This window comes from Paraburkholderia sp. ZP32-5 (genome assembly GCF_021390495.1).
In the GTDB taxonomy this organism is placed as follows: Bacteria; Pseudomonadota; Gammaproteobacteria; order Burkholderiales; family Burkholderiaceae; genus Paraburkholderia.
On sequence record NZ_JAJEJP010000002.1, the window covers coordinates 2,669,387 to 2,688,195 of the forward strand.

Sequence of the window (18,809 nt, forward strand, 5' to 3'; positions counted from 1 at the left end):
GGCCCGCGTGCCGTCGCTGCACCGCACGAAAACAACCCTCATAATGCGGTGATTCGACGAACCCCGATATCCGCCCTCATGACCCACGCCCAAGCAAGCCAGCCGCCCCGCCTCACGAGCCTGTCGCACGGTGGGGGCTGCGGCTGCAAGATTGCGCCCGGCCTGCTCGCCGACCTGCTCAAGCGCAGCGCGCCGCTGCCGTTCTTCCCCGACCTGCTGGTCGGCAACGATACCGCCGACGACGCCGCCGTCTACAAGCTCAACGACGAGCAGGCGATCGTCGCGACCACCGATTTCTTCATGCCGATCGTCGACGACCCGTTCGATTTCGGCCGCATCGCCGCAACCAATGCGATCTCGGATGTCTACGCGATGGGCGGCAAGCCGATCATGGCGCTGGCGATCGTCGGCATGCCGATCAACGTGCTGCCGCACGACGTGATCGCAGCGGTGCTGAAGGGCGGCGAGTCGGTCTGCGCCGAGGCCGGCATTCCGCTCGCGGGCGGCCATTCGATCGATTCGGTCGAGCCGATCTACGGGCTGGTGGCACTCGGCATCGTCGATCCGAAGCGCGTGAAGCGCAATGCGGGCGGCCAGGCCGGTGACGTGCTGATTCTGGGCAAGCCGCTCGGCGTCGGCATCCTGTCCGCGGCGCTGAAGAAAGACCGGCTCGACGCGGCCGGCTACGCGGCGATGATCGGCGCGACCACCAAGCTGAACCGTCCGGGCGCCGAACTGTCGCGCCTCGACGGCGTGCATGCGCTGACCGATATCACCGGTTTCGGCCTGCTCGGCCACACGCTCGAACTGGCGCGCGGCTCGAAGCTGACCGCCCGGGTGCGCTATGCGGATCTGCCGTGGCTGCCGAACGTGGCGAGCCTAGCGGATGCCGGCATCTTTACCGGCGCGTCGGGCCGCAACTGGGACGCGTACGGGCACGACGTCGTGCTGCCCGCGACGCTGCCGGCGTCCGCTCGCGCGCTGCTGACCGATCCGCAGACCTCGGGCGGCCTGCTGGTGTCGTGCGCGCCGGAAGCAGTCGATGAAGTGCTCGCGCTATTTCGCGCCGACGGCTTTGCCGACGCATGCGTGATCGGCGAGATGGTCAGCGGGGCGGCGCGCGTCGAGGTGATCTGACGCAGCGGCGCGGCTGGCCGGCACGAAGACCGCGGCGAAAGCGGCAGGCCGCCGCCGGGGAGCGGAATCGGCCTGCCCAGCCCGCCCATGCGATAATTTGCCCCTCCCCGCGGTCCGTTCGTCCTTACTCCCTTGAAAAACCTCCTCGTCAGCCTCGACAAAGCCGGTGATTTCGATGAAATCGTCGATGTCCGCACGCCGCTCGAGTTCGCGGAAGACCATATTCCGGGCGCGATCAACGCGCCGGTGCTGAGCAACGAGGAGCGCGTGCTGGTCGGCACGACCTACAAACAGGTGTCGCCGTTCGAGGGCACGCGGCTCGGCGCGGCGCTCGTCGCGCGCAATATCGCGCATCATCTGGAAACCACCTTCGCCGACCGGCCGCGCAGCTGGCGTCCGCTGATCTACTGCTGGCGCGGCGGCAAGCGCTCGGGCTCGGTCACGACGCTGTTCAATATGATCGGCTGGGGCGCGCGGCAACTGGACGGCGGCTACAAGAGCTACCGGCGCGCGACGCTCGATGCGCTCGAAACACTGCCGCGCAGATTCAACTACATCGCGCTGGTCGGCCCGACCGGCAGCGGCAAGACGCGCCTGCTGTCCGCGCTGCACGACGCCGGTGCGCAGACGCTCGATCTCGAAGCGCTCGCCATCCATCGCGGCTCGCTGCTCGGCGCCTGGACCGGTGTGCCGCAGCCATCGCAAAAGCGCTTCGACACGCTGCTGGTGAGCGCGCTGCGCGGCTTCGATCAGGAGCGGCCGGTGTTCGTCGAGGCGGAAAGCCGGCGCATCGGCTCGCTCACGCTGCCGCTCGCGCTGCTCGAAACATTCCATCGCGGCGCCTGCGTCGAGGTGTGCTCGACCCGCGAGGATCGCGCAGCTTTTCTGCTGCAGGATTACGCGCATCTGTTCGACCATCCCGACTATCTGAAGGGCCAACTGGAGAAGCTGATCGGTCTGCATAGCCGCGAGCGGGTCATGGGCTGGCAGCATCTGGTCGACGACGACCGGCGCGCCGAACTCGCGGGCGAACTGATCGAACGGCACTACGACCCCGCCTATGCGCGCAGCAGCGGCCAGCATTTCGAACAGTTGCCCAACGCGCTGCAACTCGATTTCCGTCCGAACGACACCGATGTCGTCGAGCAGGCAAAAACGCTGCTCGCGCAGCTCGACAGCCGGACAAAGACGCTCGTCCTCGGCTAACAAAAACAACTTCAGGATCCTCATGCAATCAACCCTTCGACAACCCCGCGTCACGCTTGGCTGGCTTGTCTTTTTGCTGATCGCCGTCGTCGGCCTTTTCTACGTGAAGTGGTTTCCGTATTACAACCGCGCGTTCGTCGCCGCGAGCCAGCATTCGATCGGCAAATCGATCCTGATGGGCACGTCGGCGAGCGCGCCGGCAGCGTCGTGGCAAGCTGCGATCGATTACGCGATCGCGTACGGCAAGGCGATCTGGCAGGCGATGGTGCTCGGCCTGCTGCTCGGCTCCGCGGTGCAGGCGCTGATCCCGCCGCAGTGGGTCGCGCGCGTGCTCGGCCGCAGCGATTTCAGCAGTGTTTTGAAGGGCGGTCTGATGTCGCTGCCGGGCATGATGTGCACCTGCTGCGCGGCGCCGGTCGTCGCCGGTCTGCGGGCACGCGAGGCCGCACCGGGCGCGGCGATTGCCTTCTGGCTGGGTAACACCGCGCTGAATCCGGCCACGCTGATTTTCATGGGCTTCGTGCTCGGCTGGCAGTGGATGGGCCTGCGGCTCGTGCTCGGCATCGTGATGGTGTTCGGCCTCGGCTATCTGGTGAACCGGATGGTCACGCCGAAGGAAGCCGAAGCGTCGCGCGCGGCGGTCGCGGAACTGATCAGCGCCGACAATCCGGGCACCGCGTTCTCGCGCTGGGTCAAGATTCTCGGCCGGATGACGCTGCGGCTCGTGCCGGAATATATCGTGCTCGTGCTGATTCTCGGCGCGGCGCGCGCGTGGCTGTTTCCGCATATCGGTCCGAATATCGACAACAGCCTGCTGTGGATCATCGCGTTGTCGGTGGCCGGCACGCTGTTCGTGATTCCGACCGCCGGCGAAGTGCCGATCATCCAGGCGATGCTGTCGTTCGGCATGGCCGTCGGCCCCGCCGGTGCGCTGCTGATGACGCTGCCGCTCGTCAGCGTGCCGTCGCTCGCGATGCTGTCGCGTTCGTTTCCGCGCCGCGTGCTGACGATGGTGGCGCTGGCGGTCGCGGTGTGCGGTGTCGTCAGCGGTTTGCTCGCGGTTGCGCTGGGGTTCTGAGCGCGCGTCGCCGGGCTGCTGGTTTCCGGGTTGGGAACTGTGTTGGTTTGAGTTTTGGGTTGTAGAAGAAGCATGAAACGTATCGCCGCATTCGCCGTGACTTGCTGGTCCGCTGCCGGGTTGTTGTATATCGGCCAGCACTCGGTTGCACTGATCGCATTGAGCGGCGTCGTCGCACTCGCGGGTTTCGATCTGTTCCGGCCTTGAAGGGTCGCTTCTGGCCGCGAGGCGCGGGATGTGCATTGATGTCGTGGCGCGTCGTTCGCGGTTCGAGACATCCAGTTAAAACGGGCTAACAGCGTGTGTCGCTGTTAGCCCGTTTCTTTCTCTCCGCGTTTTCTCTCCGCGCCGTTTTGTTCTGCCGTCTGCCCTTTAGCCGGTTAGCGCTGCACGAATCGCCGCGAGCCACAATGCCACCGCATGCGCACCCGGGTCCATATGACCGAGCGCACGGTCGCCGACGTAGCTCGAGCGCCCGCGTCGTGGATGCATCGACGCGGTACGCGACGCGCCGTCGCTCGCTGCATCGACGGCGGCCTGCAACGCGGCATCCGGCGCCGCCGATTGTGCGAGCGCGTTTTGCAATGCGTCGGCGGCGGGCTTCAGCGCGTCAACCATCGTGCGATCGCCGGGCTTTGCACCGCCCAACTCCATCAACGCGTCGACGCCCGCGCTGAATGCTGCTGCCCATTGCCGCGCGGTGGCCTCGCCAGACTGCTCGAGCGCGGCCGCCGCGCGCAGCAGCATCACTGCGTACAACGGCCCCGACGTCCCGCCGACGACGCGCCGCAGCGTTGCAGAGATGCTGCGCAATACCGCGCCTGGGGTCGTCTCGCTCGCATAGGTATCGAGTTCGTGCAGCACAGCACGCGCACCACGCGCGAGACTGATGCCGAGATCGCCATCGCCGACGCGCTGATCCAGCTCGGTCAACGTCGACTCCGCCTCCAGCAGACATGCGCATATCGCTTCGATCACGTGTCGCAACGTCGCGTCATGCTCGAGCATCGCGCCGCTCGCGTGCGGCGGCGCGTCGGGTGACGCACGCACGGATACCTGCGCGACGCGGCCGTTCAACGCGGGCCATGCGCTGGTATGCGCGACGGCATCGAGCAGGCTCAGCCGCTCGTCGTCGACGCGCAGCAGCGTCAGCGAGACGCCCGCCATTTCCAGCGCGCTCAGAAACGTGCCGGCCCATGCGCGCTCGACCTTGATGCCGCGTCTGTCGAGCTCACGCAGCGCTGTGCCGGCCACCACGTTCAATTCGCTCGACGGCGTACCGCCGAGGTTATTCACGAGCAAGGTTACGCGCTCGCCTCGTTGCAACGCGAGATCGTCGGCGATCTTCGCGAGCAGCTTGCCGACGATCGCATCGGCCGGCTCCAGCGCGCCGCGCGCGACGCCAGGCTCGCCATGAATGCCGAGCCCCCATTCGATTTCACCGTCGGCCAGCTCGAAGCCCGGCTTGCCTGCCGCCGGCACCGTACACGGCGTAAGCGCGACGCCCATCGTGCCGAGCGATGCCGCCGTCTCGCGCGCGAGCTTCGCGACCGTCGCCAACGGCAGACCGCGCGCGGCAGCCGCGCCCGCGATCTTGTGAACCAGCACGGTGCCCGCAAGTCCGCGGCGGCCCGCGTGATCGCCGCTCGCAGTCAACGCGACGTCGTCGGCGACGATCACCATGTCGACCGGAATCCCTTCGGCGCGCGCGATCTCGGCGGCAAGGCCGAAATTGAAGCGGTCGCCGGTGTAGTTCTTCACGATCAGCAACACGCCGGCGGGGCCGGCCACCGCGCGGATCGCGTCGAGCACGGCGTCGGTGGACGGTGACGTGAAGACTTCGCCGGCTACCGCCGCGCTCAACATGCCGTGACCGACGTAGCCACCGTGTGCGGGTTCGTGGCCGGAGCCGCCGCCGGAGATCAGCGCGACTTCACCGCGCGCGGCGACGGCCTCGGCATCGGTGCGCACGACAATCGTGCCGCCCTGCAATAGCGAAAGTTGGGGATTGAGTGCCACGAGTCCGTCGAGCATGTCGGGCACGACGGCGGACACATCGTTGATGAGCTTCTTCATTGCGTCAGCTCCGTTTGATGCTGCCGGCGTTGCATCGAAATGCGCGCGGCAGTCGAAGTCGAGTCGGTGACAAAAGCGGAAGCCCTAACTGTACCGCGCATTCACCGATGACGATGCGATACCGCAAGCGTATGTGAATGAGCGCAAGTAGCCGAAGCGTCGAGCCGCAAGCGGACAACAAAAACAGGGGGATGTGATGCTGATGAGGAAACTACTGGAAATGCTGCGGATTTTTGCGGGACCGTAGACGGAAAGCGAAACCGCTTTCGTCTACGTCACCGATGCGTTGGTAGGCTCGATTGGATTCGAACCAACGACCCCCACCATGTCAAGGTGGTGCTCTAACCAACTGAGCTACGAGCCTTTAGAGGCGCGAATTATAGAGACTCGTCGGACACAGCACAAGCCCTCGGCGCGATTTGTCGTCACACGTGCAGACGATCAGTGGGTCGCTGCCCATTCGGTGTGTCGATCCAATGGATAAACCGGCCGCCTCACATGCTCGAAACGGAACAGACCGTAGTCCGAACTCGTGACGCCACGACTATCGCATTCGAAGAGAGCGGCGGCGATCGGCACGAAAACCGGCCGGCAATACATGCGCGACTTGAGCAGCAGAAAACGCGCGCGTCGCGGATCGATGCCGACGCTTTCGAACACGCCAAGATCCCACGGCTCATGCGTGCGCTCGGTCACGACGAGCTTCACGGTGCCGGTATCGAACACGGCCGCGCGTCCCATGAACGCGCGCTGCCCCGTGTAAGTCGGGCCGCTGATCACGTACTCACCGTCGGTCAACGCGCGCACGACGCCGGTCACCGCAAGCGGTGCGCGCGACGGCAGCGCGTCGCTCGTGAGCTTGTTGCCGATCGTCAGCGTGAGCGTGCTGCCGACGCCTGCCGCCGCCAATGCCGCGACGGCCTGCGGATCGCACAACGGGCCGCTGACGATGCCGTCGAGGCCCTGTTTCAGCGCTTCTTCGAGCAGATCCATCGTGTCGCAGGTGCCACCCGACATGCAGTTGTCGCCGTGGTCGAGCAGCAGGACGGGTTTGTCCGCACCTTGCGCGATCGATGCGGCCTGTGCGACCGACTCGGCAAGCGGCGCGCTGTGATAAACGAAATCGTCGCGCTCGTTCCAGATCTGCCGCGTGATACGCTCCGCGACCGCTTCGGCATCGGCACGCGCGCCGTCGGCCACGACGACGACGCTGATGCACGGCGCGGCGATATCGGCGAGCGAAAAGCCGGCCAGCACCGACACCGCGAGCATGCCTTCGGCCTCGGCGGCGCGCGCGGCATCGACCGCGCGTTTCATCGCGCCCTCGGCGGTGGCGCTGCGCAGCGTATGCGTGAGTAGCGGCGGTTGACGCCACGCGAGTACCGGCTTCGCGCGGCCATCGATCATGTCGAACAGCAGCCGAGCCGCGTGAGCGCCGGTCTCGTACATGTCGACGTGCGGATAGGTCTTGAAGCTCACGATCACGTCGGCGTTGTCGATCATCTTCTGCGTGACGTTGCCGTGCAGATCGAGCGCGACCGCAATCGGCGCATCGGGCAGCAGCGCGCGTACACGCGCGAGCAGGTCGCCTTCGCCATCAGTCGAATTTTCGGCGACCATCGCGCCGTGCAGGTCGAGCATCACTGCGTCGCAGCCCGTTGCAGCCGAAACGATCGCGTCGCAGATTGCATCGTATGCAGCGGCTTCGACCGGCCCACTCGGATTCGCCGACGCCGACACCGGTGTGACGATTTCGGCATGCGCGCGCTCGGCGGCGTCGATAAACGCGGACATCGCTGTCTGCATGCCCTTGTTTTCGTTGAAGGCATCGCGTCCATAGCTCGGGCCGTTGCGGCCAAATGCGGCAAGCGGCGTCTCCACCGGAGAAAACGTGTTGGTCTCGTGATTCATCCGTGCGATCAGGATTTTCATCTGCGTGTTGTCTCCGGGTTTGATGTGGTGTTTAGTGTGGGCTGAGGCTGCGGTTGTAGGCGGGTTTAGTCGGCCTCGAGGTGGTCTGTGCGCGTGTCTTCGATTTTGCTGTGGCTGGTGCCGCTCCTGTCGGTCGTGCTGACCCACGCGAGTTGCATGAGATTGGTCGTCCATGGCCGCATGCTGTTGATCTGCAGATCGGAGGGTGTGGCGACGGTGGCTGATGAGGGAGTTCGCATCGGTGCTCGTCTTGTGGAGGGGCGGGGTTAGAGGCGGTTGCTCGGGGCGGTTGCTAGGCGCGTGTTCGGTCGCGTTTCATTCAGTCGGCTTGTCTCTCGTTGTCATGATAGAGAGGTTTGGCCCAAGGGATGGGGCGGCCTAGTGATGTCGCGGGAGGCGTGGGCGGTGAGTCGTATGTCTTGAGTCTTGAGTCTTGAGTCTTGAGCCGTGGGCCTTGAGCTTGAGCTTGAGCTTGAGCTTAAGCTTAAGCTTGGGCTTTGGGCTTTGGGCTTTGGGCTTTGGGCTTTGGGCTTTGGGCTTTGGGCTTTGGGCTTTGGGCTTTGGGCTTTGGGCGGTGGGCTTTGGGCGGTGGGCGGTGGACGGGCGTAGCGGTAGCGGGCTGCGCCATGGGGCGGCCATTTAGGATGGATATACGGACTAAGCGTCAGGAAAGCGGGGGGCGTCCCGCAGCTACCAAGCCGGGAGTGTCAGAATTTCCGTGTTCAAGACGGGTTGAGATTCACACGGATGGTCGAACGAATCGATCTTCATAAAGAATCGCGAACTGGTTCATGGCGGCTTTCCAGTCATGAGCGGCGCGCCCCCAAGTCAGCAGTGATGTTGCGTAGTGCCAGCCAGATAAGTTTCGTCGCGGCCTCGTCGGTTGGGAAGTGGCCGCGCGTTTTGATGATCTTGCGCAACTGCGAGTTGATATTTTCAATGGCGTTGGTCGTGTATATAACCTTGCGAACGGCCGGCGGAAAGGCGAAGAACGGAATCACGCGGTCCGAGGCGCTGCGCCACGCCGCGCTGACTGGGGGGAATTTCTGCCCCCATGGCCCATCGGCAAATGCATCGAGTTGCGCCTGCGCCGCTTCCGCGCTGGGCGCGGTGTAGATCGGGCGAATCGCTGCAGCCAGCCCCCTGCGGTCTTTCCAGCTCGCGTAGTCCAGGCTGTTGCGGATCAGGTGAACGATGCAGGTCTGCAGCGTGGTCGCCGCAAACACGGCCGCCAGCGCTTCGGGCATGCCTTTGAGCCCATCGGTGACGGCGATCAGGATGTCATTGACGCCGCGTGTCCTGAGATCGTTGAAGACTTTCATCCAGAATTTGGCGCCTTCGGTGTTCTCAATCCACAGGCCCAGGATATCGCGTGTACCGTCAGGCAGAACGCCCAGCGCAAGGTAGACCGCCTTGTTGCGCACCACGGCGTCTTCGCGGATCTTGACCCGCAGCGCGTCGAAGAACACCGCCGGATACATCGGCTCAAGCGGGCGGGCCTGCCATGCAATCACTTCAGCCATGACCTCGTCAGTCACCGAACTGATGAAGTCGTGAGAGACCGCCGTGCCGTACTGCTCCTGCAGAAACCCCTGAATCTCACGCACGGACATGCCCCGGGCGTACATCGCCACAATCTTGTCGTCGAAGCCGGTGAAGCGTCGTTCGTGTTTGGGAATCAGCAGTGGTTCGAAGCTGCCGTCACGGTCGCGAGGCACCTCGATACGGATCGGACCGTCTTCGGTCAGCACCGTCCTGGCGCCCGTGCCGTTGCGCTGGTTGGTGACGGCGGCCGGTTTCACAGCGCCGGGCGGGTAGCCGAGATGATGGTTCATCTCGCCACCCAGCGCCCGCTCGATCAGGGCCTTCTTCAGGGCCAGCGTCGCGGCATTGATCGCATCGGCCGTCATCGGGCCGTTGCCGAACTGCTCAAGCAACTCGGCGGGAATCGCCGGCAGGTCTACCGGCGGGACTTTCGGTTTGCGAGGCATATATTCTCCTGGGGAGCATCATATGCCTTGAACACGAAATTACTGACAGGCCCACCAAGCCTCGAAATCCATCCGGCATATCACCACCGTGAGTCTGGTTTACGCTGAAATGGCGCCCAGCAAACGTTTTCGCCTATCGAGCCGAGCTATAGGCGACGAACCCTCAATCTTTTACGAAGCGCGCCGTTATTGCATTGGCTCAGGCAAACCCATTGAACCTCCATGGCACAACCCATTCCCTTTCGCAACACTGGTGCAGCCCGTGCGCGGTATGCCAAAGCCATGCTGTTGCCCATCGCCCGGCAGATCGCCGATGACCTCGCGTTACGTGTCCATCTATCTCTCGATGCACTGCGGCGTGGTGTCGGCAGCAAAACCGACGCGCAAGCGCTTACGCAGATCATGCTGCTGACCAGTTACCTGGCCGAAGCGGGCTTCGGTTCGATGAGCCACGAGGAATTCCGTGCCGCGGACCGCGCCGCGGCATCTGTATTCGACACCAGTCGGGGACGCAATGCGTGGAAGCTCAATGACGCGGAGTTCGCGCTGTTTGCATCGATCGCGACGAACTACGACCGGCAACTGCGTCACGCGCCACTATGGGCGATTACGGAGGCGAGCGAACGGCTCGACCGGCTTATCATCGGCAGATCCGATTCTGCACCGGTGCGCAAGCAGGCTTGACGGGCGTGGATATCTGCTGACCGGCGCTGGAACGAGGAAATATTCTGGCTCGACGTCGCAACAGCTGATCGACGTGATGCAGACAGGAGCGCGGGAGATGGCTCTGGAACTGACCGTTTTCCAGATTGCCCGGGAAGGGCTGCGATCCGGCACATCCGGAGTGTCGTCCGGCGTTATGCCCGCGCTTCCTGGCCCGTAAACGCAGAAACCCCACCGCATTGGGTGGGGTTTCTGTCTTGAGGGGAGCCTGACGATTACCTACTTTCACACGGGCAATCCGCACTATCATCGGCGTGGAGTCGTTTCACGGTCCTGTTCGGGATGGGAAGGGGTGGGACCGACTCGCTATGGTCATCAGGCATGACGGGTTGCTGCGTCGCTGGGGGTTGGAGTCAACCGGTGAGCGCCACAGCCAATCGGGAAGAAGCGTAAAGGATTCGTGTGTGAATCGTGTTGGGGGGTTGTGTTGGTTCTGGCACAACACTGATCTCAACCGTGCGTCCTGTCACCTCCTGTGGAGGTTCGTATCCCCTTCGGGGATCGGACATCCGTAAGTGCTGAAGCACTAACGGTTGTCGAGACACACCTGTTATAGGATCAAGCCTTACGGGCAATTAGTATCAGTTAGCTCAGTACATTACTGTACGTGCACACCTGACCTATCAACGTCCTGGTCTTGAACGACCCTTCAAGGGGCTTAAAGCCCCGGGGATATCTCATCTCAAGGCGAGTTTCCCGCTTAGATGCTTTCAGCGGTTATCTCTTCCGAACATAGCTACCCGGCGATGCCACTGGCGTGACAACCGGTACACCAGAGGTTCGTCCACTCCGGTCCTCTCGTACTAGGAGCAGGTCCCTTCAAATATCCAGCGCCCACGGCAGATAGGGACCAAACTGTCTCACGACGTTTTAAACCCAGCTCACGTACCTCTTTAAATGGCGAACAGCCATACCCTTGGGACCGGCTACAGCCCCAGGATGAGATGAGCCGACATCGAGGTGCCAAACACCGCCGTCGATATGAACTCTTGGGCGGTATCAGCCTGTTATCCCCAGAGTACCTTTTATCCGTTGAGCGATGGCCCTTCCATACAGAACCACCGGATCACTATGACCTGCTTTCGCACCTGTTCGACTTGTCAGTCTCACAGTCAAGCACGCTTATGCCATTGCACTATCAGCACGATTTCCGACCGTACCTAGCGTACCTTCGTACTCCTCCGTTACACTTTGGGAGGAGACCGCCCCAGTCAAACTGCCTACCATGCACTGTCCCCGATCCGGATTACGGACCAAGGTTAGAACCTCAAACAGATCAGGGTGGTATTTCAAGGACGGCTCCACTGAGACTAGCGTCCCAGCTTCAAAGCCTCCCACCTATCCTACACAGACCGGTTCAAAGTCCAATGCAAAGCTACAGTAAAGGTTCATGGGGTCTTTCCGTCTAGCCGCGGGGAGATTGCATCATCACAAACACTTCAACTTCGCTGAGTCTCGGGAGGAGACAGTGTGGCCATCGTTACGCCATTCGTGCAGGTCGGAACTTACCCGACAAGGAATTTCGCTACCTTAGGACCGTTATAGTTACGGCCGCCGTTTACCGGGACTTCAATCAGGAGCTTGCACCCCATCATTTAATCTTCCGGCACCGGGCAGGCGTCACACCCTATACGTCCACTTTCGTGTTTGCAGAGTGCTGTGTTTTTATTAAACAGTCGCAGCCACCAGTTTATTGCAACCCTTTCACCCTTCTGGCGCAGGCCAGTCAAGCTACAAGGGCGTACCTTATCCCGAAGTTACGGTACCAATTTGCCGAGTTCCTTCTCCCGAGTTCTCTCAAGCGCCTTAGAATACTCATCTCGCCCACCTGTGTCGGTTTGCGGTACGGTCACTGTGAAACTGAAGCTTAGAGGCTTTTCCTGGAACCCCTTCCAGTTGCTTCGCGACCTAAGTCGCTCGCGCCACACCCTTGAATCCTGCGCCCGGATTTGCCAAAGCGCCTTCTCCAATGCAGCGACCGGGACTTCCAACACCCGGACAACCTTCCGCGATCCGTCCCCCCATCGCATTTCACAATGGTGCAGAAATATTAATCTGCTTCCCATCAGCTACGCATTTCTGCCTCGCCTTAGGGGCCGACTCACCCTACGCCGATGAACGTTGCGTAGGAAACCTTGGGCTTACGGCGAGGGGGCCTTTCACCCCCTTTATCGCTACTCATGTCAGCATTCGCACTTCCGATACCTCCAGCACACTTTCCAGTGCACCTTCGCAGGCTTACGGAACGCTCTCCTACCATGCATATAAATATGCATCCGCAGCTTCGGTATATGACTTAGCCCCGTTACATCTTCCGCGCAGGACGACTCGATCAGTGAGCTATTACGCTTTCTTTAAAGGATGGCTGCTTCTAAGCCAACCTCCTGACTGTTTTAGCCTTCCCACTTCGTTTCCCACTTAGTCATATTTGGGGACCTTAGCTGGCGGTCTGGGTTGTTTCCCTCTTGACACCGGACGTTAGCACCCGATGTCTGTCTCCCGTGATTGCACTCTTCGGTATTCGGAGTTTGCTATGGCGTAGTAATCCGCAATGGACCCCACAACCATGACAGTGCTCTACCCCCGAAGGTGATACACGAGGCACTACCTAAATAGTTTTCGGAGAGAACCAGCTATTTCCAGGTTTGTTTAGCCTTTCACCCCTATCCACAGCTCATCCCCTAACTTTTCAACGTTAGTGGGTTCGGTCCTCCAGCACGTGTTACCGTGCCTTCAACCTGGCCATGGATAGATCACCTGGTTTCGGGTCTACACCCAGCGACTGGACGCCCTGTTCGGACTCGCTTTCGCTACGCCTGCCCTAATCGGTTAAGCTTGCCACTGAATGTAAGTCGCTGACCCATTATACAAAAGGTACGCCGTCACCCCTTGCGAGGCTCCGACTGTTTGTATGCATGCGGTTTCAGGATCTGTTTCACTCCCCTCCCGGGGTTCTTTTCGCCTTTCCCTCACGGTACTGGTTCACTATCGGTCGATCACGAGTATTTAGCCTTGGAGGATGGTCCCCCCATCTTCAGACAGGATTTCACGTGTCCCGCCCTACTTGTCGTACACCCAGTTCTTTCCCGCTGTTTTCGTCTACAGGGCTATCACCTGCTATGGCCGCACTTTCCAGAGCGTTCGACTAACAATGAGAATAAAGAGTACAGGCTGATCCCATTTCGCTCGCCACTACTTTGGGAATCTCGGTTGATTTCTTTTCCTGCGGTTACTTAGATGTTTCAGTTCACCGCGTTCGCTTCACGTAGCCTATGTATTCAGCTACGGATACCTCATAAGAGGTGGGTTTCCCCATTCGGACATCTCCGGATCAATGCTCGTTTGCCAGCTCCCCGGAGCTTTTCGCAGGCTACCGCGTCCTTCATCGCCTGTGATCGCCAAGGCATCCACCACATGCACTTGTTCGCTTGACCCTATAACGGGTATGTCTCATCTCGAGACGCACTCGCTACAGGTTGAGTATTCGTGTTGCGCCGTATTCCAAAGCGATCTTTCGATCACTTAAAAATACATCGATACAATCACAACCCTGATTCACCTACTCACGCACCCATCTCTAAGTACGCTTTCGTGAATCTCTTTACTACTTCTTCCTGATTGTTAAAGAACGACAGCCGATTATGAGTTGCCTCATATCGCTCTGACTGGCTCAATCGCCAATGCGAAGTACTCAGCATCGCTTCATGCTGAACCCTTGGCATTGAGGATTGGTGGAGGATGACGGGATCGAACCGACGACCCCCTGCTTGCAAAGCAGGTGCTCTCCCAGCTGAGCTAATCCCCCAGTCATGCAACAGACAGATACCTCATCCGTTCAGCCCCAGCGGGTCTTCAGCCAGCACCACAGACAGGCACTGGTGGGTCTGGATGGATTCGAACCATCGACCCCCGCCTTATCAAGACGGTGCTCTAACCGACTGAGCTACAGACCCCTGAGTCTGTCTGATCTTCTTCTAACTACAGCCGATAAGCGTGAGCGCTTCGATGTCAGAACACGCGGGCTCTGGAAAGGAGGTGATCCAGCCGCACCTTCCGATACGGCTACCTTGTTACGACTTCACCCCAGTCATGAATCCTACCGTGGTGACCGTCCTCCTTGCGGTTAGACTAGCCACTTCTGGTAAAACCCACTCCCATGGTGTGACGGGCGGTGTGTACAAGACCCGGGAACGTATTCACCGCGGCATGCTGATCCGCGATTACTAGCGATTCCAGCTTCACGCACTCGAGTTGCAGAGTGCGATCCGGACTACGATCGGTTTTCTGGGATTGGCTCCACCTCGCGGCTTGGCAACCCTCTGTTCCGACCATTGTATGACGTGTGAAGCCCTACCCATAAGGGCCATGAGGACTTGACGTCATCCCCACCTTCCTCCGGTTTGTCACCGGCAGTCTCCCTGGAGTGCTCTTGCGTAGCAACTAGGGACAAGGGTTGCGCTCGTTGCGGGACTTAACCCAACATCTCACGACACGAGCTGACGACAGCCATGCAGCACCTGTGTTACGGCTCCCTTTCGGGCACATCCACCTCTCAGCGGACTTCCGTACATGTCAAGGGTAGGTAAGGTTTTTCGCGTTGCATCGAATTAATCCACATCATCCACCGCTTGTGCGGGTCCCCGTCAATTCCTTTGAGTTTTAATCTTGCGACCGTACTCCCCAGGCGGTCAACTTCACGCGTTAGCTACGTTACCAAGCCAATGAAGGCCCGACAACCAGTTGACATCGTTTAGGGCGTGGACTACCAGGGTATCTAATCCTGTTTGCTCCCCACGCTTTCGTGCATGAGCGTCAGTATTGGCCCAGGGGGCTGCCTTCGCCATCGGTATTCCTCCACATCTCTACGCATTTCACTGCTACACGTGGAATTCTACCCCCCTCTGCCATACTCAAGCCCGCCAGTCACAAATGCAGTTCCCAGGTTAAGCCCGGGGATTTCACATCTGTCTTAACGAACCGCCTGCGCACGCTTTACGCCCAGTAATTCCGATTAACGCTCGCACCCTACGTATTACCGCGGCTGCTGGCACGTAGTTAGCCGGTGCTTATTCTTCCGGTACCGTCATCCTCCAGAGGTATTAACCCCGAAGTTTTCTTTCCGGACAAAAGTGCTTTACAACCCGAAGGCCTTCTTCACACACGCGGCATTGCTGGATCAGGGTTGCCCCCATTGTCCAAAATTCCCCACTGCTGCCTCCCGTAGGAGTCTGGGCCGTGTCTCAGTCCCAGTGTGGCTGGTCGTCCTCTCAGACCAGCTACAGATCGTCGGCTTGGTAGGCCTTTACCCCACCAACTACCTAATCTGCCATCGGCCGCCCCTTGAGCGCGAGGTCCGAAGATCCCCCGCTTTCCTCCACAGAGCGTATGCGGTATTAATCCGGCTTTCGCCGGGCTATCCCCCACTCCAGGACACGTTCCGATGTATTACTCACCCGTTCGCCACTCGCCACCAGGATTGCTCCCGTGCTGCCGTCCGACTTGCATGTGTAAGGCATGCCGCCAGCGTTCAATCTGAGCCAGGATCAAACTCTTCAGTTCAAACCTGTTACTGTTTTCGGTTTCGTTAGAAACCGGTCGCTCACTCAACGTACTGACGATGATCAGCCTGTCTTTCAACAGGCAAACCTTCCTTCAATTACTGTGTGAGGCTTCTGATACTTTTGCCATCGCCGGCTCCGAAGAACCGGCTGCGCATTCCGCATCAAGCGCCCACACTTATCGGCTGTTAGTTTTTAAAGATCGTTCGTGAGTCACAGCACCGCAACCACCGGCACCGCTTCGTTTCACGTCGCTGCGTCTGCAGCAGAGAAGCGAGATTATGGAGAGCGGGTGACAGCGCGTCAACCCCCTGTCGCGAATTTTCTTTGAAGTTGCGAGCAAAGATACGCACCCCATATATAGGAACGCAACTACAGCGCGCGCCCTACACCTAGAAAAGGCCAACGTGCACCCCATATAGCTTGAACAGCGCATACACGCGGACCATCCGGCGTGAGGCGCTAAAGCCAGGCGCCTACCTGACCGATAAACTGATAGACACGCAAGCGACACCGACAAGCATGACGAATTGATGCGCACCCATGAGCGCGAACACGCAAGCTCGTATATAATGCGAGCCGCGCAAAATTTCGCATGTCCATCGGCCCGCTTCGAGCGGGCTCATCTTTTTTGCTCCCCAGAGCACAGCCCAACAACCGCGTTGAGTCACATCAGGTGATGCTGAGCCCTGCTCGAAACGCCTGACGGTAAGCGTCTTGCGTCTCATAGCGAAGCCTCTAGAGGAAATTACGTGAACCCTTTCGATCGCGAAGATTCGCAACACGAAACCGCCGCCTTCACCGCCAAAGTTCCCTCCGGCCGCTCGGCCAAAGGCAAGGGCGCCAATAAAGCGATCGCCACGGCAGCCGAACTGCCGCCGCAACAAGCCGAAGAACGCCAGCGCCTGATGCGCGCGCTGATCCAGCTGGGCAAGGAGCAAGGCTACCTTACCCATGCGCAGATCAACGACCACCTGCCCGACAACTTCACGGCGACCGCGGCGATCGACAGCATCGTCAGCGCGTTCAGCGACATGGGCGTGCAGGTCTATGAGCAGGCTCCCGATGCGGAAACCCTGCTGCTCAACTCCAACGCCCCCACCGTGGTGTCGGACGACCAGGCCGACGAAGAAACCGAAGTCGCGCTGTCGACCGTCGACTCCGAATTCGGCCGAACCACCGACCCCGTGCGTATGTATATGCGCGAAATGGGCGCGACCGAGCTGCTGACGCGCGCGGGCGAAATCGCGATTGCGAAGCGCATCGAAGATGGTCTGCATGAAATGGTGCAAGCGATCGCCGCCTGCCCGCTCGCGATCTCCGCGATTCTGGCGAGCGCCCAGCAGGTCGCCGACGGCGAACTGCGCATCGACGAGCTGGTCGACGGCCTGAACGAAGAAACGGTTGCCGCGGAAGACGAAGCAAGCGCCGATGCGGACAGCGATGAAGACACCGACGCCGATGAAAGCGACGAAGAAGAGGAAGAGGAGGACGATTCCGGCCCGGCCGATTCGTCGGCGGCGGACGAAGCGCGTCTGAAGCAGCTCACGAGCGACTGCCTCGAAATTTTCGCCCAGGTCGGCATTTTGTCCGACGAGATGAACGCGGCGCACACCCGCGGCGACGTCAGCTCGAAGGGCTATCTGCGCGCGCGCGAGGAAATCCAGCAGCACCTCGCGAAAATCCGCTTCACCGCGCGCACGATCGACCGCCTGTGCGGCGACGTGCAGCAGCAGGTCGCGCAGGTGCGCGCGATCGAGCGCAACATCCTGCAGATCGTGGTCTCGAAGGCCGGCATGCCGCGCGAGAAGTTCATCGAGACGTTCGCCGGCACCGAAACCGACCTCGGCTGGACCGAACGCGCCGCGCGCACCGGTCCGTCGACCTACGGCCCGGCGCTCGAGCGTCACCTGCCGGCGATTCAGTCCGAGCAGCAGAAGCTGATCGACATCGAAGCCACCGTTTCGCTGCCGCTCAAGCATCTGAAAGAGATCAACCGCCAGATGGTCGCGGCCGAATCGAAGATGCGCAAGGCCAAGAGCGAGATGATCGAGGCGAACCTGCGTCTCGTGATCTCGATCGCGAAGAAATACGTGAACCGCGGCATGCTGTTCCTCGACCTGATCCAAGAAGGCAACATCGGTCTGATGAAGGCGGTGGACAAGTTCGAATACCGTCGCGGCTGGAAGTTTTCGACGTATGCGACGTGGTGGGTCCGTCAGGCCGTCACGCGTTCGCTCGCCGACCAGGCTCGCACGATTCGCGTGCCGGTGCACATGATCGAGACGATCAACAAGCTCAACCGCATTTCGCGCGAAATCCTGCAGCAGACCGGCCAGGAAGCCCATCCGGCGGTGCTCGCGGAGCGCATGGAACTGTCGGAAGAGAAGGTGCGCGGCATTCTGAAGATCGCGAAGCAGCCTGTGTCGCTGGAAACGCCGGTCGGCGACGACGGCGATGCGACGCTCGGCGACATGATCGAAGACGCAGGCGTGTCGTCGCCGGCCGATGCCGCGATGCAGGCCGACCTGCGCGCCGCCATCGACGACGCGCTCGACTCGCTGTCGCCGCGCGAAGCGAAGGTGCTGCGCATGCGCTACGGCATCAACACGAAGTCGGACCACACGCTCGAGGAAGTCGGCAAGCAGTTCGACGTCACGCGTGAGCGGATTCGTCAGATCGAAAGCAAGGCGATGCGCAAGCTGATGCATCCGAGCCGCGCGGACCGTCTGAAGTCGTTCCTCGACCGCTAAGCTCCTTCTCGCGCTTGCCGTGCCCATGGCACGGCAAGCCGCGACACCCCTCTCCTCGCACGCGAGCAGCACGCAACGGGATAACCCGCTCGACGGCAACTCCCACTTCCCGCTGTCAATTCATCCCCGCCAGCCTTCTGAAACGCATGTGGAAACGCCACATCGCGTGTGTTCGCGCACGAACTCGCTTTGCGTTCGACATAGGATGCGCGTCGCTCACAAACGCCCGCGTCACTCCACGCCTGTTTCCGTCGCATCACTTCACGCGTAGTCCACGTCCCATGTTGTCCACAGAAATTGGGAACAAGCTTGTGGACAACCTGCGCATGACTGCGCTAACTCATTGAGCATATTG

The 18,809-nt window shown here is 60.8% G+C and carries 9 protein-coding genes, 3 tRNA genes, 3 rRNA genes and 1 pseudogene; 6 read left to right on the forward strand and 10 right to left on the reverse strand.

Translation table 11 applies throughout. From position 1 onward, the window contains the following. Positions 1-78: 78 nt before the first annotated feature. The 4 genes from selD (at position 79) to L0U82_RS39785 (ending at position 3,628) form a co-directional block, all read left to right on the forward strand. Positions 79-1,137 carry a selenide, water dikinase SelD gene (selD, locus tag L0U82_RS30735; RefSeq protein WP_233836953.1) on the forward strand — a complete coding sequence of 353 codons (1,059 nt, stop codon included), beginning with the start codon at positions 79-81 and terminating at the stop codon, positions 1,135-1,137. A 132-nt stretch (positions 1,138-1,269) separates the two neighbouring features. Then, a complete protein-coding gene (mnmH, locus tag L0U82_RS30740; RefSeq protein ID WP_233836955.1) occupies positions 1,270-2,343 on the forward strand; it encodes a tRNA 2-selenouridine(34) synthase MnmH in 1,074 nt (357 codons plus the stop codon). Between the two features lie 22 nt (positions 2,344-2,365). Further along, complete coding sequence (locus tag L0U82_RS30745; RefSeq protein ID WP_233836957.1) at positions 2,366-3,421, forward strand: permease; 1,056 nt, start codon at positions 2,366-2,368, stop codon at positions 3,419-3,421. Between the two features lie 72 nt (positions 3,422-3,493). Then, complete coding sequence (locus L0U82_RS39785; protein ID WP_267929726.1) at positions 3,494-3,628, forward strand: hypothetical protein; 135 nt, start codon at positions 3,494-3,496, stop codon at positions 3,626-3,628. A gap of 165 nt (positions 3,629-3,793) precedes the next feature. On the opposite strand, the gene dhaK is transcribed toward L0U82_RS39785, so the two are convergent. From dhaK to L0U82_RS30770, 5 genes and pseudogenes are all read right to left on the reverse strand, one after another. Continuing rightward, entirely contained in the window at positions 3,794-5,497 is a 1,704-nt protein-coding gene (dhaK, locus tag L0U82_RS30750) for a dihydroxyacetone kinase subunit DhaK (RefSeq protein ID WP_233836959.1), read from the reverse strand. Between the two features lie 287 nt (positions 5,498-5,784). Further along, positions 5,785-5,861 (reverse strand) — tRNA-Val (locus L0U82_RS30755). Between the two features lie 77 nt (positions 5,862-5,938). Next, entirely contained in the window at positions 5,939-7,429 is a 1,491-nt protein-coding gene (locus tag L0U82_RS30760; protein ID WP_233836961.1) for a M81 family metallopeptidase, read from the reverse strand. Between the two features lie 65 nt (positions 7,430-7,494). After that, a complete protein-coding gene (locus L0U82_RS30765; protein ID WP_233836963.1) occupies positions 7,495-7,668 on the reverse strand; it encodes a hypothetical protein in 174 nt (57 codons plus the stop codon). A gap of 500 nt (positions 7,669-8,168) precedes the next feature. Next, positions 8,169-9,420, reverse strand: a pseudogene (locus L0U82_RS30770) (IS256 family transposase). A gap of 222 nt (positions 9,421-9,642) precedes the next feature. Here L0U82_RS30770 and L0U82_RS30775 point away from each other — a divergent pair. Beyond that, positions 9,643-10,104: a hypothetical protein gene (locus L0U82_RS30775; protein WP_233836964.1), complete on the forward strand. Its 462-nt coding sequence runs from the start codon at positions 9,643-9,645 to the stop codon at positions 10,102-10,104. A 245-nt stretch (positions 10,105-10,349) separates the two neighbouring features. On the opposite strand, the gene rrf is transcribed toward L0U82_RS30775, so the two are convergent. From rrf to L0U82_RS30800, 5 genes are all read right to left on the reverse strand, one after another. Then, positions 10,350-10,463: ribosomal RNA gene (gene rrf / locus L0U82_RS30780) — 5S ribosomal RNA — on the reverse strand. A 234-nt stretch (positions 10,464-10,697) separates the two neighbouring features. After that, a 23S ribosomal RNA gene (locus L0U82_RS30785) occupies positions 10,698-13,577 on the reverse strand. Between the two features lie 295 nt (positions 13,578-13,872). Then, positions 13,873-13,948, reverse strand: a tRNA-Ala gene (locus L0U82_RS30790). 71 nt (positions 13,949-14,019) lie between these two features. After that, a tRNA-Ile gene (locus tag L0U82_RS30795) sits at positions 14,020-14,096 on the reverse strand. A gap of 75 nt (positions 14,097-14,171) precedes the next feature. Beyond that, a 16S ribosomal RNA gene (locus tag L0U82_RS30800) occupies positions 14,172-15,702 on the reverse strand. The 16S, 23S and 5S rRNA genes sit together here with 2 tRNA genes alongside, the layout of an rRNA operon. Before the next feature lie 751 nt (positions 15,703-16,453). On the opposite strand from L0U82_RS30800, the gene rpoD reads away from it, so the two are divergent. Further along, positions 16,454-18,454 (forward strand): RNA polymerase sigma factor RpoD, encoded by a 2,001-nt coding sequence (gene rpoD, locus L0U82_RS30805; protein ID WP_233836965.1) that lies wholly within the window; start codon positions 16,454-16,456, stop codon positions 18,452-18,454. Positions 18,455-18,809: the final 355 nt, after the last annotated feature.

Excerpts from the sequence above, each read along its gene's own strand:
- selD (WP_233836953.1), top strand. The coding sequence starts at position 79 with ATGACCCACGCCCAAGCAAGCCAGCCGCCCCGCCTCACGAGCCTGTCG.
- L0U82_RS30745 (WP_233836957.1), top strand. The coding sequence starts at position 2,366 with ATGCAATCAACCCTTCGACAACCCCGCGTCACGCTTGGCTGGCTTGTC.
- L0U82_RS39785 (WP_267929726.1), top strand. The coding sequence starts at position 3,494 with ATGAAACGTATCGCCGCATTCGCCGTGACTTGCTGGTCCGCTGCCGGG.
- dhaK (WP_233836959.1), bottom strand. The coding sequence starts at position 5,497 with ATGAAGAAGCTCATCAACGATGTGTCCGCCGTCGTGCCCGACATGCTC.
- L0U82_RS30760 (WP_233836961.1), bottom strand. The coding sequence starts at position 7,429 with ATGAAAATCCTGATCGCACGGATGAATCACGAGACCAACACGTTTTCT.
- L0U82_RS30765 (WP_233836963.1), bottom strand. The coding sequence starts at position 7,668 with ATGCGAACTCCCTCATCAGCCACCGTCGCCACACCCTCCGATCTGCAG.
- L0U82_RS30775 (WP_233836964.1), top strand. The coding sequence starts at position 9,643 with ATGGCACAACCCATTCCCTTTCGCAACACTGGTGCAGCCCGTGCGCGG.